Annotated in this window: 11 protein-coding genes; 3 read left to right on the forward strand and 8 right to left on the reverse strand. The window is 53.0% G+C overall.

The annotated features are described in order from the left end of the window. Positions 1–30: 30 nt before the first annotated feature. The 8 genes from ABIB59_RS21560 to pdhR form a co-directional block, all read right to left on the reverse strand. A complete protein-coding gene (locus ABIB59_RS21560; RefSeq protein WP_165159226.1) occupies positions 31–204 on the reverse strand; it encodes a hypothetical protein in 174 nt (57 codons plus the stop codon). 161 nt (positions 205–365) lie between these two features. After that, positions 366–728 (reverse strand): protein YacL, encoded by a 363-nt coding sequence (gene yacL, locus ABIB59_RS21565; RefSeq protein WP_039078394.1) that lies wholly within the window; start codon positions 726–728, stop codon positions 366–368. 230 nt (positions 729–958) lie between these two features. Next, the gene (gene acnB / locus ABIB59_RS21570; protein WP_107224042.1) at positions 959–3,556 is read right to left on the reverse strand and encodes a bifunctional aconitate hydratase 2/2-methylisocitrate dehydratase; all 2,598 of its coding nucleotides are present in this window, start codon (positions 3,554–3,556) and stop codon (positions 959–961) included. A 271-nt stretch (positions 3,557–3,827) separates the two neighbouring features. Beyond that, complete coding sequence (locus tag ABIB59_RS21575) at positions 3,828–5,264, reverse strand: hypothetical protein (RefSeq protein WP_079497239.1); 1,437 nt, start codon at positions 5,262–5,264, stop codon at positions 3,828–3,830. Positions 5,265–5,418: 154 nt separating this feature from the next. Next, complete coding sequence (gene lpdA / locus ABIB59_RS21580) at positions 5,419–6,843, reverse strand: dihydrolipoyl dehydrogenase (protein WP_039078471.1); 1,425 nt, start codon at positions 6,841–6,843, stop codon at positions 5,419–5,421. Positions 6,844–7,039: 196 nt separating this feature from the next. Beyond that, the gene (aceF, locus tag ABIB59_RS21585; RefSeq protein ID WP_354036993.1) at positions 7,040–8,932 is read right to left on the reverse strand and encodes a pyruvate dehydrogenase complex dihydrolipoyllysine-residue acetyltransferase; all 1,893 of its coding nucleotides are present in this window, start codon (positions 8,930–8,932) and stop codon (positions 7,040–7,042) included. A 14-nt stretch (positions 8,933–8,946) separates the two neighbouring features. Beyond that, complete coding sequence (gene aceE / locus ABIB59_RS21590; protein WP_039078391.1) at positions 8,947–11,610, reverse strand: pyruvate dehydrogenase (acetyl-transferring), homodimeric type; 2,664 nt, start codon at positions 11,608–11,610, stop codon at positions 8,947–8,949. Positions 11,611–11,895: 285 nt separating this feature from the next. After that, entirely contained in the window at positions 11,896–12,660 is a 765-nt protein-coding gene (gene pdhR / locus ABIB59_RS21595) for a pyruvate dehydrogenase complex transcriptional repressor PdhR (protein WP_039078390.1), read from the reverse strand. A gap of 534 nt (positions 12,661–13,194) precedes the next feature. On the opposite strand from pdhR, the gene aroP reads away from it, so the two are divergent. The 3 genes from aroP to ABIB59_RS21610 all read left to right on the forward strand — a co-directional run bounded on the left by aroP (position 13,195) and on the right by ABIB59_RS21610 (position 17,091). Next, positions 13,195–14,568, forward strand: a complete 1,374-nt coding sequence (gene aroP, locus ABIB59_RS21600; RefSeq protein WP_107224044.1) for an aromatic amino acid transporter AroP — start codon at positions 13,195–13,197, stop codon at positions 14,566–14,568. Positions 14,569–14,737: 169 nt separating this feature from the next. Further along, positions 14,738–16,144: a glycoside-pentoside-hexuronide (GPH):cation symporter gene (locus ABIB59_RS21605; protein ID WP_110295039.1), complete on the forward strand. Its 1,407-nt coding sequence runs from the start codon at positions 14,738–14,740 to the stop codon at positions 16,142–16,144. After that, positions 16,141–17,091 carry a glycoside hydrolase family 43 protein gene (locus ABIB59_RS21610; protein ID WP_317086418.1) on the forward strand — a complete coding sequence of 317 codons (951 nt, stop codon included), beginning with the start codon at positions 16,141–16,143 and terminating at the stop codon, positions 17,089–17,091. Before ABIB59_RS21605 ends, ABIB59_RS21610 begins: the two co-directional genes overlap by 4 nt.

Genomic DNA, 17,091 nt, shown 5'->3' on the forward strand with positions numbered 1-17,091 from the left:
TTCCAGTAGGTTTCGCGGGTCGCGCGATGTTCAGCGTGTTGTTTGGTCATGGAACCACTCCACGTCCACGTTGGCGACATCAACACCGTACAGGCTGGCAACGGCGAGCAGCGATTCCATCATTCGTCTGCTGTTATGTTCCGCATCATGGCGCTGAGCGCGCGCTGAACTGCGCAAAAAATAACGGGAAATAAACGCTTTCATCTCAGTCTCCGTAAGGTGTCCGGAAGACCATTCCAGCGTAAAAATTCGACAAAGGGAAATATGAAAAACAGCTGAGGTTTTTCACTACGCGCATTTGTAAGGACAGAGCGCCGATTCCCGACATTGCGGAAGACCGGCCCCGGTGAAACAAGGGGGGAAAATTAACGCTGTTTAAGGAATTCGCGGTATGCCGCTACCACATTGAGAAAGTCTTCCACGCCGCACATCGACAGACTCTCTTCGTCGTAATAGCTCATCCCTTCTTCCATCTCATCACCTGAGAATTCCAGTTGGTTGGCGCGCACCATGACCTCTTCGCCATCCATCCACAGCGTATATTCATGCCCGGCGCGCTGCCAGGAACGCTCGCTGCCTTTCACGGTATGCGCCGCCTGTTCCACTTCATCAAGCAGGGCCAGGTTATCTTTCACTTCTTCATTAAACCAGTGCCCGACAGCTTCGTGGCCCATCGACATGCGTACCTTTACCCCACCGGTAATATCACGCAAAAATTCGTAATCCATAATCTCTTCCTCATGCAGGCTTATCGTCAGCCCATAAGGTAATTATCGCAGCACAACGGAAGAAAAAAAGCGTAACGGCGGGAAGGAAGCAATAAAAAAGCGGAGAAGATCTCCGCTTTGGAATATGGTGCGGTCTGATGCCCTCCCCCCCAGCCCCTCTCCCACAGGGAAAGGGTGGTCTGGATAGTCCCTTCACTTTTTACGAAGAGAGTTAGGGTGAGGGGAACCCCTTACACCGCTGTCTGGAAAATCACGCCGTCAGCTTTGTCCGTATACTGGTTCAACTGGTCGAAGTTCAGATAACGGTAGGTATCCACCGCCGTCTTATCAACCTGAGCAATATAGGTCTGGTACTCTTCCGGCGTCGGCAGTTTGCCGAGCAGAGAAGCCACCGCCGCCAGTTCAGCAGACGCCAGATAAACATTTGCACCGGTACCTAAACGGTTCGGGAAGTTACGGGTCGAGGTGGAGACCACCGTCGCACCGTCCGCTACGCGCGCCTGGTTACCCATACACAGGGAGCAACCCGGGATCTCAATACGCGCACCGCTCTTACCAAACACGCTGTAGTAGCCCTCTTCGGTCAACTGCGCGGCATCCATACGGGTCGGCGGCGCAACCCACAGGCGGGTCGGCAACTGGCCTTTGTGGGCATCCAGCAGTTTACCGGCAGCACGGAAGTGACCGATGTTGGTCATGCAGGAACCGATAAAGACTTCATCGATCTGCGCGCCCTGAACATCAGAAAGCAGACGTGCGTCATCCGGATCGTTCGGCGCACAGAGAATCGGCTCTTTGATTTCTGCCAGATCGATGTCGATCACGGCCGCGTATTCTGCATCCGCATCGGCTTCGAGCAGTTGCGGATCCGCCAGCCATTTTTCCATGCCCTGAATGCGACGTTCCAGCGTACGACGATCGCCGTAGCCTTCTGCGATCATCCACTTGAGCAGAACGATGTTGGAGTTCAGGTACTCGATGATCGGGTCTTTGTTCAGTTTGATGGTACAGCCCGCAGCAGAACGTTCAGCAGAGGCATCGGTCAGCTCAAATGCCTGCTCAACTTTCAGATCCGGCAGACCTTCAATCTCCAGGATGCGGCCAGAGAAGATGTTTTTCTTGCCTTTCTTCTCAACGGTCAGCAGGCCCTGTTTGATGGCGTACAGCGGAATCGCATGCACGAGGTCACGCAGGGTGATGCCCGGCTGCATTTTGCCCTTAAAGCGCACCAGAACAGATTCCGGCATGTCGAGTGGCATCACGCCAGTCGCCGCAGCAAACGCCACCAGGCCGGAACCTGCCGGGAAGGAGATGCCTATCGGGAAACGGGTATGGGAGTCACCACCGGTACCTACGGTATCGGGCAGCAGCATACGGTTCAGCCAGGAGTGAATAACGCCATCGCCCGGACGCAGCGATACACCGCCACGGTTCATAATGAAGTCCGGCAGCGTGTGGTGCGTGGTCACGTCAACCGGCTTCGGATAGGCCGCCGTGTGGCAGAAGGACTGCATCACCAGGTCGGCAGAGAAGCCGAGGCACGCCAGGTCTTTCAGTTCATCACGGGTCATCGGACCGGTGGTATCCTGAGAACCTACAGAGGTCATCTTCGGCTCGCAGTAAGCACCTGGACGGATACCCGCAACGCCGCAGGCGCGACCGACCATTTTCTGTGCCAGTGAATAACCGCGGCTGCTTTCCGCCACGTCTTTCGCCTGACGGAAGACATCGCTGTGCGGCAGCCCCAGCGCTTCACGTGCTTTGGTCGTCAAACCACGGCCGATAATCAGCGGAATACGGCCACCAGCGCGCACTTCGTCGATCAGCACGTCGGTTTTCAGTTCGAAAGTGGCCAGCAGTTCGTTGGTATCGTGGTTGCGTACTTCACCTTTGAACGGGTAAACGTCGATCACGTCGCCCATATTCAGGTTATTCACGTCCACTTCAATCGGCAGTGCGCCGGCATCTTCCATCGTGTTGAAGAAGATCGGCGCAATTTTACCGCCCAGCACCAGGCCACCGCCGCGTTTGTTCGGCACATGAGGAATGTCATCCCCCATAAACCACAGCACGGAGTTGGTGGCGGACTTACGGGAAGAACCGGTACCCACAACGTCACCGACATAGGCCAGCGGGAAACCTTTCTGTTGCAGGGCTTCGATCTGTTTGATCGGGCCAACAGCGCCTGGCTGATCCGGCTCGATACCTTCACGGGCGTTTTTCAGCATCGCCAGTGCATGCAGCGGGATATCCGGGCGCGACCAGGCATCCGGTGCCGGAGACAGGTCATCGGTGTTGGTTTCACCAGTCACTTTGAAGACGGTAACGGTAATTTTTTCCGCCAGCGCCGGACGGCTCAGGAACCACTCAGCATCGGCCCAGGATTTCAGTACCTGCTGCGCGTATGCATTGCCCGCCTTCGCTTTTTCTTCTACGTCGTAGAAATTATCGAACATCAGCAGGGTGTGGGAGAGCGCTTTCGCAGCACCGGGCGCCAGTTTGTCGTTATCCAGCGCGTCAATCAGCGGATGAATGTTGTAACCACCCTGCATGGTACCCAGCAATTCGATGGCTTTTTCCGGGGTAACCAGCGGAGAAGTGGCTTCACCTTTGGTAATCGCAGCAAGGAAACCCGCTTTTACATAGGCAGCTTCATCAACGCCCGGCGGGACACGGTTGGTCAGGAGGTCTAACAGGAAATCTTCTTCGCCAGCAGGCGGGTTTTTCAGCAGCTCAACAAGTGCTGCCATCTGGGTTGCATCTAGCGGTTTTGGCGCAATTCCCTCAGCGGCACGTTCGGCTACGTGCTTACGGTATTCTACTAGCACGACGGTTCTCCTCGCTCTCATTGTCATAATGCGGCAGGCGATTCTCTTCACGCTCCTGTGAGACAGCAGTTTGTAGGGTAAATCCGCAATACCGCAACGGGCAGGATAGCAGGATTTTCAGGGGGTGTTAATCTGTTTACAAAAAAGCAACATTAAAAATTGGCTGAATCGTTAAGGGCAGGATAAAGCAGAGGAAATCGTCTTTTAAAGACAGAGAAAAAACGGTAGAAACCACGCAATACGGCCCCGCAGGGCCGTATCAGAAGAAACGTTACTTGTCTTTTGGCATAGTGAGTAAGTTGTTGCGCTCGTACTTTTCTGGAGTGATGGTTTTGTCTACCAGTTCGCCCAAAACATATTTACGCACCGTTTCGACATTATTCACCTGCGTATGGTTACCAATACTGGTGAGGAGGCCTTTCGCATTGTAATTGAAGGTGGTGGCGTTGGTTTCTTCATTATCCACCGTATGGTACAGATAATTCTGTGAATTTTTGCTCGAGTTAAGTGAAAGCGGCGTGGCCGGATCCAGCGCCTGATACCAGGACGCGGTCAGATGCGTATGCAGCGTCTGCTTAACGCTTAGCGAACCATCATGCGACGTACTCTCTTGTGTAGATTGCGATGCCTGGTACGCGAAGCTCTCTTTCTCATCCATACGATACGGGTTGATGGCTTTCTCCGTTTCTGTCAGCGACAGAGAGAAATCATTCAGACCACGGACCTGTACCTTGCCGTCACCGCCCATCTGGATAGCGCTCGGTGAGCTCGCCTTGCTGCTCTCTTTTGGCTGCGTCTTATTCAGCGCATGGAACGCAGTCTTAAGCATCGCCATTTGATCGCTATCGCCATGACCATCACGACGCGCTTTATCAAACTTGCTATCCCAGGCGTTTAATGCCGCCTGTTGTTCAGCCGCAGTGCCCACCAGAGACGGATTAGACGTATCGCTGGTCATTTTCAGCGAGAAATTATTGTCCTGATAACCAATCCAGCGTTCTTTATCGTCAGCATGGAAGTTAAGGGATTGCTGCGACAGATCGCCACGGCTGAGGTCAGTTTTCAGATCGACGGATTTGATGAGTGAGCTGTCAAATTGCGTCAGGCCGGAAACGTCCATTCTCGGAGGCTTCTCGCTCAGACCGTTAAGCGCAGACTGGAAGGCATTTCCCAATTTTGCGATTTCTGCCGCTTCGTCATCGCTGGCTTTGCCGCCTTCGGTCGTGAGCTCTACCGCAATACCATCACTCTGACGCGTCAGATTCAGATGTACAACAGAACCCGATTGCGTCGTGATATTCAGCGACACGGCAGATTTGGTTGGGAAATTCGTGTTGGTGTCCAGCCCGAGGCTGGTCAGCGCCTGACTCACATCACCCTGATTATCTGCGTAGTTACTGAGGAGTAACCCCCCCAGCCCGCTTAGCGAGGATACGCCTTCACTGCTCAACCCAAGTTGCATCAGGCCCGAAAGCGCACTATCCGCTTGCGTTGATGCTTTCGCAGCATCGCTGATTTTGGTTGGCGACATGGAGTACACGGCGGCAATTTCTGCCGTCTGACTGCCAAAAATCACCTTCGCAGAGGCAGATGCCGCAGCGGGCAGCGCCGTGCCGTTGGATTTCACTGTCGGTGAGGAGTTCCCGACAGAGGAAGCCAGATGCGACAGCGTGGTCAGAAACGTCTTGTTGTTGATGCCAGTGATCATGACGATGAAACTCCCTCTCCCATCGATAAGGTGTGGACTATATACATCGGCAGATCGCGCGCATTATTTATACCAAAATGGAGAAATTATGAATTTATTCGCGAAAGACAGGCAAAAAAAACGCCTCCGAAGAGGCGCTTAGTATGAAGCGAAATTATTTTTTCTTCGCTTTCGGGTTCGGCAGGTCGGTGATGCTACCTTCGAACACTTCGGCAGCCAGGCCAACAGACTCGTGCAGCGTCGGGTGCGCGTGGATAGTCAGCGCGATGTCCTCTGCGTCACAGCCCATTTCGATAGCCAGACCGATTTCACCCAGCAGCTCGCCGCCGTTGGTACCGACAATCGCACCACCGATGACGCGGTGAGTCTCTTTGTCGAAAATCAGTTTGGTCATACCGTCTGCGCAGTCAGAAGCAATAGCACGGCCAGAAGCAGCCCACGGGAAGGTGGCGGTTTCGTAGCTGATGCCTTTCTCTTTCGCTTCTTTCTCAGTCAGACCAACCCATGCAACTTCTGGCTCGGTGTATGCGATAGACGGGATAACTTTCGGATCGAAGTAGTGTTTTTTGCCAGCGATAACTTCGGCAGCAACGTGACCTTCATGAACACCTTTGTGCGCCAGCATCGGCTGACCGACGATATCGCCGATAGCATAGATGTGCGGTACGTTGGTACGCAATTGTTTGTCAACGCGGATAAAGCCACGCTCGTCAACTTCAACACCCGCCTGGCCTGCGTCCAGCAGTTTACCGTTCGGTACACGACCGATAGCGACCAGCACTGCATCATAACGCTGTGCTTCGGCAGGCGCTTTTTTGCCTTCCATGGAAACGTAAATACCGTCTTCTTTCGCTTCAACGGCAGTCACTTTGGTTTCCAGCATCAGGTTGAATTTCTGGCTGATGCGTTTGGTGAAGACTTTCACGATGTCTTTATCGGCAGCCGGGATAACCTGGTCGAACATTTCAACCACGTCAATCTGTGAACCCAGCGCATGGTAAACGGTACCCATTTCCAGGCCGATGATACCGCCGCCCATAACCAGCAGACGTTTAGGAACGGTTTTCAGCTCCAGTGCATCGGTGGAGTCCCATACGCGCGGATCTTCATGCGGAATAAACGGCAGTTCGATCGGACGGGAACCCGCTGCGATGATGGCGTTGTCGAAATTGATCACGGTTTTGCCGTTTTCGCCTTCAACTTCCAGAGTGTTCGCGCCGGTGAATTTACCCAGACCGTTGACCACTTTAACTTTACGACCTTTCGCCATGCCTGCCAGGCCGCCGGTCAGTTGAGTGATAACTTTCTCTTTCCAGGTACGGATTTTATCGATATCAGTCTGCGGCTCACCAAATACGATACCGTGAGTTGCCAGCGCTTTAGCTTCTTCAATAACTTTCGCTACGTGCAGCAGCGCTTTAGAAGGGATACAACCGACGTTCAGACAAACACCGCCGAGGGTGTTGTAACGTTCTACGATGACGGTTTCCAGACCTAAATCAGCGCAACGGAAGGCAGCAGAGTAACCTGCCGGGCCTGCCCCAAGTACCACGACCTGAGTTTTGATTTCAGTACTCATCATGACCTCTTATTGATTTCCGGCAGTCAGGTACTTGTCGCCCTTTATCCACCGGGACGTTCTATCCGCCCGCAGTTTACAAAAATGTTAACAATTTTGAAACAACAAACGGCTCACGAATTCTCGTTTCGCTAATAACCTCACAGACATTATGAGGTTAAAAGGAAAAAAGCCGGCCGTCAGGCCGGCTTTTCGATTACATCACCAGACGACGGATGTCTGACAGCATGTTGTTGATGATGGTAATGAAGCGAGCACCATCAGCACCGTCAATCACGCGGTGGTCGAAGGACAGAGAGATCGGCATCATCAGACGCGGAACGAACTCTTTACCGTTCCAGACCGGCTCCATCGCAGACTTGGAGACACCCAGAATAGCCACTTCCGGCGCGTTAACAATCGGGGCAAAGTGGGTTGTGCCCAGGCCACCGATGCTGGAGATAGTGAAGCAACCGCCCTGCATTTCGCCAGCAGTCAGCTTGCCATCACGCGCTTTTTTGGAGATCACGGTCAGCTCACGAGACAGCTCAGTGATGCTCTTCTTGTTCACGTCTTTAAAGACCGGAACAACCAGACCGTTCGGGGTATCAACCGCAACACCGATGTTGATGTATTTTTTCAGGGTCAGACGCTGACCGTCTTCGGACAGAGAGCTGTTGAAGCGCGGCATCTGTTCCAGCGCAGCAGCAACGGCTTTCATGATGAAGACAACCGGGGTGAATTTCACGTCCAGTTTACGTTTCTCAGCTTCGGCGTTCTGCTGTTTACGGAACGCTTCCAGATCGGTGATATCGGTTTTGTCGAAGTGCGTAACGTGCGGGATCATCACCCAGTTACGGCTCAGGTTAGCACCAGAGATTTTCTGGATACGACCCAGTTCCACTTCTTCGATTTCACCAAACTTGCTGAAATCAACTTTCGGCCACGGCAGCATGCCAGGCAGACCGCCACCAGTCGCAGCAGCAGGAGCCGCTTCTGCGCGCTTGATAGCCTCTTTCACGTAAGTCTGAACGTCTTCGCGCAGGATACGGCCTTTACGGCCAGTCCCCTTCACTTTCGCCAGGTTCACACCGAATTCGCGCGCCAGGCGGCGGATCAGCGGAGTCGCGTGAATATAAGCGTCGTTTTCAGCAAACTCAGATTTGCCTTCTGCTTTCGCCGCAGGAGCAGCAGCAGATTTAGCAGCCTGAGCGGCCGGAGCCGGGGCAGCGGCGGCTGGTGCAGCAGCCGGAGCCGCCGCAGGCGCAGCGCCTTCCACTTCGAAGACCATGATCAGGGAGCCGGTAGACACTTTGTCGCCAGTGCTGATTTTGATCTCTTTAACGGTACCTGCGAACGGCGCCGGCACTTCCATGGAAGCCTTGTCGCCTTCAACGGTGATCAGTGACTGCTCAGCGGCAACTTTATCGCCCACTTTCACCATCACTTCGGTCACTTCAACTTCGTCACCGCCGATATCCGGTACGTTAACGTCTTTTGCGCCAGCCGCAGCAGCAGGAGCCGCGGCCTGAGCCGCCGCCTGTGCAGGCGCGGCAGCAGGTGCAGCACCCGCCACTTCGAAGACCATGATTAGGGAACCGGTAGACACTTTGTCACCAGTGCTGATTTTGATCTCTTTCACGACGCCCGCGAACGGTGCCGGAACTTCCATAGAGGCTTTATCGCCTTCAACGGTGATTAGAGATTGCTCAGCGGCAACGGTGTCGCCTGGTTTAACCATGATTTCAGTGACTTCAACTTCATCGCCGCCGATATCCGGTACGTGAACTTCTTTCGCACTCGCGGCTGCAGGTGCTGCTGCCGGAGCCGCTTCTTTCTTCTCTTCTGCCTTGGCAGGTGCAGCGGCTGCTGCACCGTCGGCGGAATCGAAAATCATAATCAGTTTGCCGGTCTCGGTTTTGTCGCCAACAGAAACTTTAATTTCTTTGACGACGCCAGCCTGCGGAGACGGGACTTCCATAGAGGCTTTGTCGCCTTCTACGGTGATCAGCGACTGTTCTGCTTCAACTTTGTCGCCCACTTTGACCAGGATCTCGGTGATTTCAACTTCATCAGCCCCGATGTCCGGTACGTTGATTTCGATAGCCATTATCTCTTTACCTCTTACGCCAGACGCGGGTTAACTTTTTCTGCATCGATGTTGAATTTGGTAATTGCTTCCGCAACCACTTTCTTATCGATTTCGCCACGTTTAGCCAGTTCGCCCAGTGCTGCTACAACCACATAAGAAGCATCAACTTCGAAGTGGTGACGCAGGTTTTCACGGCTGTCAGAGCGGCCGAAGCCGTCGGTACCCAGTACACGGTAATCATCAGCCGGTACATAAGTACGAACCTGCTCTGCGAACAGTTTCATATAGTCAGTAGATGCCACAGCCGGCGCATCGTTCATCACCTGAGCGATGTACGGAACGCGCGGGGTTTCCAGCGGGTGCAGCATGTTCCAGCGCTCACAATCCTGGCCATCACGCGCCAGTTCAGTGAAGGAAGTGACGCTATAAACGTCAGAACCAACGCCGTAGTCTTTCGCCAGGATCTGTGCCGCTTCACGCACGTGACGCAGGATAGAACCGGAGCCCAGCAGCTGAACTTTACCTTTGCTACCTTCCAGAGTTTCGAGTTTGTAGATACCTTTACGGATACCTTCCTCGGCACCTGCTGGCATTGCCGGCATATGGTAGTTTTCGTTCAGCGTGGTGATGTAGTAGTACACGTTCTCTTGCGCTTCACCGTACATACGGGTCAGACCATCATGCATGATGACCGCCACTTCGTACGCGTAAGATGGATCGTAAGAGATACAGTTCGGGATAGTCAGAGACTGAATGTGGCTGTGACCATCTTCGTGCTGCAGACCTTCGCCGTTCAGGGTCGTACGACCGGAAGTACCACCTACCAGGAAGCCGCGCGCCTGTTGGTCGCCAGCCTGCCAGCACAGGTCACCGATACGCTGGAACCCGAACATGGAGTAATAGATGTAGAACGGGATCATCGGCAGGTTGTTGGTGCTGTAAGAGGTCGCAGCAGCCAGCCAGGATGCGCCAGCGCCCAGCTCGTTAATACCTTCCTGCAGAATCTGGCCTTTTTCGTCTTCTTTGTAGTAAGCAACCTGCTCACGGTCCTGCGGGGTGTACTGCTGGCCGTTCGGGCTGTAGATACCAATCTGACGGAACAGACCTTCCATACCGAAGGTACGTGCTTCGTCAGCGATGATTGGAACCAGACGATCTTTGATAGACTTGTTCTTGAGCATCACGTTCAGGGCACGAACGAAGGCGATAGTGGTAGAAATCTCTTTATTCTGCTCTTCCAGCAGTTGGGAGAAATCTTCCAGCGCAGGCAGTTCCAGCTTCTCGGTGAATTTAGGCTGACGAGCAGGCAGGTAGCCTTTCAGCGCCTGACGACGTTCGTGCAGGTACTTATACTCTTCAGAACCTTCCGGGAAGGTCAGGTAAGACAGGTTTTCAACCTGCTCATCGGTTACTGGAACGTTGAAACGGTCGCGGATATAACGCACGCCGTCCATGTTCATTTTCTTAACCTGGTGCGCGATGTTTTTACCTTCAGCGGTATCGCCCATGCCGTAACCTTTGATGGTGTGGGCCAGGATTACAGTCGCTTTACCTTTGGTTTCACGCGCTTTTTTCAGTGCAGCGTAGACTTTCTTCGGATCGTGACCACCACGGTTCAGGGCCCAGATCTGCTCGTCAGTCCAGTCAGCAACCAGTGCAGCAGTTTCCGGGTATTTACCGAAGAAATGCTCACGGACGTAGGCGCCGTCTTTGGATTTAAAGGTCTGATAGTCGCCGTCAACGGTTTCGTTCATCAGTTGAATCAGTTTACCGCTGGTATCTTTACGCAGCAGCTCATCCCAACGACCGCCCCACATCACTTTGATCACGTTCCAGCCAGCACCTGCGAAGATGCCTTCCAGTTCGTTGATGATCTTGCCGTTACCGGTTACCGGGCCATCAAGACGCTGCAGGTTACAGTTGATGATGAAGCACAGGTTGTCCAGCTTCTCACGGGTAGCGATGGTGATCGCGCCTTTAGATTCCGGCTCGTCCATTTCACCGTCGCCCAGGAAGGCGTAAACGGTCTGCTCAGAGGTATCTTTCAGGCCACGGTGTTCCAGATATTTCAGGAATTTTGCCTGATAGATCGCACCGATAGGGCCCAGACCCATGGATACGGTCGGGAACTGCCAGAATTCCGGCATCAGTTTCGGGTGCGGATAAGAAGACAGGCCTTTGCCATGAACTTCCTGACGGAAGTTGTTCATCTGCTCTTCAGTCAGACGACCTTCCAGGAAGGCACGTGCATAGATGCCCGGAGAGATGTGGCCCTGGAAGTAAACCAGATCGCCGCCGTCTTTCTCGTTGGCTGCACGGAAGAAATGGTTAAAGCACACTTCGTAGACAGTTGCGGAAGACTGGAAGGACGCCATGTGGCCGCCCAGTTCGAGGTCTTTCTTGGAAGCGCGCAGAACCGTCATGATAGCGTTCCAGCGAATTGCCGAGCGAATACGACGTTCCAGCTCCAGATTACCCGGGTATTCCGGTTCGTCTTCAACGGCAATAGTGTTGACATAGTTGCTAGCTCCGGTACCAGCGGCAACTTTCACGCCCCCTTTGCGGGCTTCGGAAAGCAGCTGGTCAATCAGATACTGAGCACGCTCAACACCTTCTTCACGGATTACCGATTCGATCGCCTGTAGCCAGTCGCGAGTTTCAATCGGATCCACGTCATTTTGGAAACGTTCTGACATGGGGGGTATTCCTTATCTATCTAATACGTTGAGTTATCTGGAACCTGTCCCATTGCCCTCTTTGTTCTTCATACCTCAGGTTGTCTCGTTGTTGGCTGCGCTTCCTCGCACCAGCCACATAGTTCACTATGCTGCTGGCGCTTCGCGCATTTGCCGCCGCGATACAACCCGAATTATTTTGAACAACTAAAAGAGCAATAAGACAGGTTCTGCGTTTAGTTGCCGCGCTCTAAATTTTTGGCGCTCTGGTTACAACTCTTCCGGCACAAACTCCACCAGAAAATGCTAATTCTTTCTCTGTTCCAGCCGACGGAGCGAACGTTCACGACGGCTCTGCTCACGGCTGCGGTCCAACAGGATCTCTTCGATAAAAGCCAGGTGGCGATGAGAGGCTTCACGCGCTTCTTCAGGTTCGCCCGCCATAATGGCTGCAAAGATACTGCTGCGATGCTTGCTCACCAGCGGCAGCATCTCGCGGCGCGCGTAGAGCAATTCGAAATTCTCACGAACATTCTGTGCCAACATAGGTTCCATGCAACGAAGCAGATGTAAAAGCACAACATTATGTGCCGCTTCGGTTACAGCGATTTGATATTGCACGACAGCGTTCGATTCCGCGTCGAGGTCGCCGGACTGCTGCGCCAGTTCAATCGCCTGATGCAGTTCGCCAATGCGTACCTTGTCTTCGTCCGTGCTGCGTAATGCGGCGTAATAAGCGGCAATGCCTTCCAGTGCGTGACGCGTCTCGAGCAAATCAAATTGGGATTCGGGATGGTCGGAGAGCAACTCAACGAGCGGATCGCTGAAGCTCTGCCAGAGGCTGCTTTGAACAAACGTACCGCCACCCTGGCGACGCAGCAGAAGCCCTTTTGCTTCGAGGCGCTGGATGGCCTCACGCAGTGAAGGACGTGAAACATCGAACTGTTTGGCCAGTTCGCGTTCTGGAGGCAATTTTTCACCGGGGCGCAAGGTCCCCTCAAGAATCAAAAACTCCAGTTGCTGCTCAATCACATCGGATAGTTTTGGCTGGCGGATTTTGCTGTAGGCCATTGTTCCCTGTCTCTACCATTCGCCCGGAGTAAATTGGTCTTACCAATTTCATATTCGTGACGCTAAAGTAACAAAGTATTCACCTTATGTCCATACAGGTTTTGATTGAAATCAGTAAACACTGCACATTTTAACAACGTTACAGAAATAACGTTTCAAACATGTAACCTTGCACAAATGACTCGTTTACTCCCAAAGAGGCAGTTTTAACTTTATTGAAACGCGCTCATTTAAATTTGAACCGATTCAGTGTGAATAGATTTGCATACTAAAACCAAATAAATGCATAAATAGTCGATTGAGCAAAAAACAGCCTGAACCGAGGCGATTTACAAATGGTTTCTTTTTATGCAAGTCGTCATATCCCCTTCACAAAGCAGGTGCAAACGCGAGCGCTTACCACTATTCTGAGCTTCACGAAAGGGATGAGTGCAAATTCACGTCAGCATTTCGTAAATAAAAAAATACAATAAATGGAATTTCTCCCTTACACGCAGACAACAGCGTAGACATAATAACCACACACGAGGTTTCATGATGGAAGGTCAACAGCACGGCGATCAGCTTAAGCGCGGCCTTAAGAACCGCCATATTCAGCTTATCGCGCTGGGCGGCGCTATCGGGACTGGCCTGTTTCTGGGCAGCGCGTCAGTCATTAATTCTGCAGGGCCAGGGATTATCCTGGGTTATGCCATTGCGGGTTTCATTGCTTTTCTGATTATGCGCCAGTTGGGCGAGATGGTCGTTGAGGAGCCGGTTGCAGGCTCATTCAGCCACTTCGCGTACAAATACTGGGGTAATTTCGCGGGTTTTGCCTCCGGCTGGAACTACTGGGTGCTGTATGTGCTGGTTGCGATGGCGGAACTCACCGCCGTTGGTAAATATATCCAGTTCTGGTGGCCAGAAATCCCAACCTGGGTCTCCGCAGCGGCCTTCTTCGTTATTATCAACGCCATTAACCTCACCAATGTTAAAGTGTTTGGTGAGATGGAGTTCTGGTTCGCCATTATTAAAGTGGTTGCTGTAGTGGCGATGATCCTGTTCGGCGGCTGGTTACTGTTCAGCGGCAGCGCAGGTCCACAGGCGACAGTACGCAACCTGTGGGAGCAAGGCGGTTTCTTACCACACGGTATCTCAGGCCTGGTAATGATGATGGCTATCATCATGTTCTCCTTTGGTGGCCTTGAGCTGGTAGGGATTACGGCTGCAGAAGCGGACAACCCGGAGCAGAGCATTCCAAAAGCGACCAACCAGGTTATCTACCGCATCCTGATCTTCTATGTGGGCTCACTGGCTGTCCTGCTTTCTCTGCTGCCGTGGACGCGCGTCACCGCGGATACCAGCCCGTTCGTATTGATTTTCCATGAGCTGGGTGACACCTTCGTGGCGAATGCATTGAACATCGTCGTGCTGACTGCCGCGCTGTCGGTTTACAACAGTTGCGTATACTGTAACAGCCGTATGCTGTTCGGCCTCGCACAGCAGGGGAACGCGCCAAAAGCGCTGCTCTCCGTCGATAAACGTGGTGTTCCGGTTAATACCATTCTGGTTTCCGCTGTGGTCACTGCGCTGTGCGTACTGATCAACTATATGGCGCCTGAATCGGCATTTGGCCTGCTGATGGCACTGGTGGTTTCTGCCCTGGTCATCAACTGGGCGATGATTAGCCTGGCGCATATGAAGTTCCGTAAAGCCAAACAGCAGCAGGGCGTGACGCCGCGTTTCCCGGCGCTGTTGTACCCGTTAGGTAACTGGATTTGCCTGCTGTTTATGGCAGCCGTACTGGTCATTATGCTGATGACTGACGGCATGGCTATCTCCGTCTACCTGATCCCGGTATGGCTGGTCATCCTTGGCGTCGGCTATATGTTTAAAGAGAAAAGTGCAAAAGCGGTGAAAGCGCACTGATTTTGCCTGCTCCCCTCTCCCGCCCGGGAGAGGGTTGTTATTCAATTGTTACCAACCTCACACTTTCCCCTATGTAGCTGTTTTGTCCATGTTCCCGCCAACATCCTGTAACGCAAATTTTGTTTAGCGGGCGAATAATTATTCCCACAACTCACTGGGAGTATCGTCGATGGACAACAGTAAACTCTCTGTTAAAGAGAAAATCGGCTACGGGATGGGCGATGCCGGATGCAACATCATCTTTGGCGCCATCATGCTGTTTGTTAATTACTTTTACACGGATATTTTCGGTCTGGCACCTGCACTGGTAGGCGTCTTATTGCTCTCAATTCGCGTGATAGATGCCATCACCGACCCGATCATGGGGGCGATAGCCGACCGCACCCAAAGCAAGTACGGACGTTTTCGTCCATGGCTTTTGTGGATAGCCTTGCCCTATGCCGTGTTCAGCGTGCTGATGTTTACCACACCGGACTGGACCTACCATAGCAAAGTTATCTATGCCTTTATTACCTACTTCCTGCTCTCACTGACCTACACTGCGATCAACATCCCCTACTGCTCGTTAGGCGGCGTGATAACCAACGATCCAAAAGAGCGTGTGGCCTGCCAGTCTTATCGTTTTGTGATGGTAGGGATTGCCACCCTGCTGCTGTCGCTGACGTTACTCCCTATGGCCGAATGGTTTGGTGGCGAAGACAAAGCCAAAGGCTATCAAATGGCGATGACGGTTCTGGCGTTTATCGGCATGTGTATGTTCTTGTTCTGCTTCGCTACAGTTCGCGAGCGTGTGCGCCCGGCGGTCCCAACCCATGACGATATGAAAAAGGACATGAAGGATGTCTGGAAAAACGACCAGTGGGTGCGGATTTTGCTGCTCACGCTGTGTAATGTCTGCCCGGGCTTTATCCGCATGGCCGCCACCATGTACTACGTGACCTGGGTCATGGGGCAAAGCACTCACTTCGCCACTCTCTTTATCAGCCTGGGCGTTGTCGGCATGATGATCGGCAGTATGCTGGCAAAAGTCCTGACCGACCGCTGGTGCAAGCTGAAAGTCTTCTTCTGGACTAACATCGCGCTGGCGATTTTCTCCTGCGCCTTCTACTTCTTCGATCCGAAAGCCACGGTCATGATTGTGGTGCTCTACTTCCTGTTGAATATTCTCCATCAGATCCCTTCCCCGCTGCACTGGTCGCTAATGGCGGATGTGGACGATTATGGCGAGTGGAAAACCGGCAAACGTATCACCGGGATCAGCTTCTCTGGCAACCTGTTTTTCCTGAAAGTGGGGCTGGCGGTTGCTGGTGCGATGGTGGGCTTCTTACTCTCCTGGTACGGTTATGATGCAGGTGCCAAAGCGCAGAGTGCCAGCGCTATCAATGGCATCATGCTGCTGTTTACCGTTATTCCGGGCGTGGGCTATCTGATTACCGCAGGAGTCGTACGCCTGCTGAAAGTGGATCGGGAACTGATGAAAACCATTCAGGCCGACCTGGAAAAACGCCGCGTCAATTATCATGAACTGAGCGAGAGCCAGGGCGTTCCCGTTGGTGAACATGTAAGGAAAGCATAATGAACTGGCCGAATCCCTTTATTGAGCAGCGTGCCGACCCGTATATTTTGCGTCATGATGGCAACTATTATTTTGTGGCCTCAGTCCCGGAATATGACCGACTGGAAATCCGCCGGGCCAGTACTTTGGAGGGGCTGCGCGAAGCGCAAGGCGTGACCGTCTGGCGTAAACCGGCTACCGGCCCAATGAGCGAACTCATCTGGGCGCCTGAGCTCCATTATATCGACGGTAAATGGTATCTCTACTTTGCCGCCACCTGGACGAAGGCACTGGATGCGCTGAACATGTTCCAGCACCGTATGTTTGTGCTGGAGTGCGCCGATGCCGATCCCCTTAGCGGGGTCTGGCTCGAAAAAGGCCAGGTGAAAACCCCGTTCGACACCTTTGCACTGGACGCCACGACCTTTGTTCATCAGGGTAAACGCTGGTATCTGTGGGCACAGAAATCACCGGAGATTGCCGGTAATTCAAACCTCTATATTGCGGAGATGGAAAACCCCTGGACGTTAAAAGGTGAACCTCTCTTACTGAGCAAGCCGGAGTACGACTGGGAATGCAGGGGTTTTCTGGTAAACGAAGGCCCGGCGGTGCTGTTTCACGGTGACAGGTTGTTTATCAGTTACTCTGCCAGCGCCACGGACGAGAACTACTGCATGGGACTGTTGTGGATTGATGTAAACGCTGACCCGCTAGTGGCGGCCAACTGGCATAAATCACCGCAACCGGTATTCCGAACCAGTTACGAGAACCGGCAATATGGCCCCGGTCATAACAGCTTTACCCAAACCGCAGACGGTAAAGATGTGCTGGTCTACCATGCCCGAAACTATACGGAGATTGAAGGCGACCCGCTTTACGATCCAAACCGCCATACCCGCCTGAAGCTGATTCGCTGGCAAGAAAACGGGATGCCAGACTTCGGCATCCCGCCTGCAGATACGCAATAA

The sequence above is a fragment of the Citrobacter sp. UYEF32 genome (genome assembly GCF_040546205.1).
Classification (GTDB): domain Bacteria; phylum Pseudomonadota; class Gammaproteobacteria; order Enterobacterales; family Enterobacteriaceae; genus Phytobacter; species Phytobacter diazotrophicus.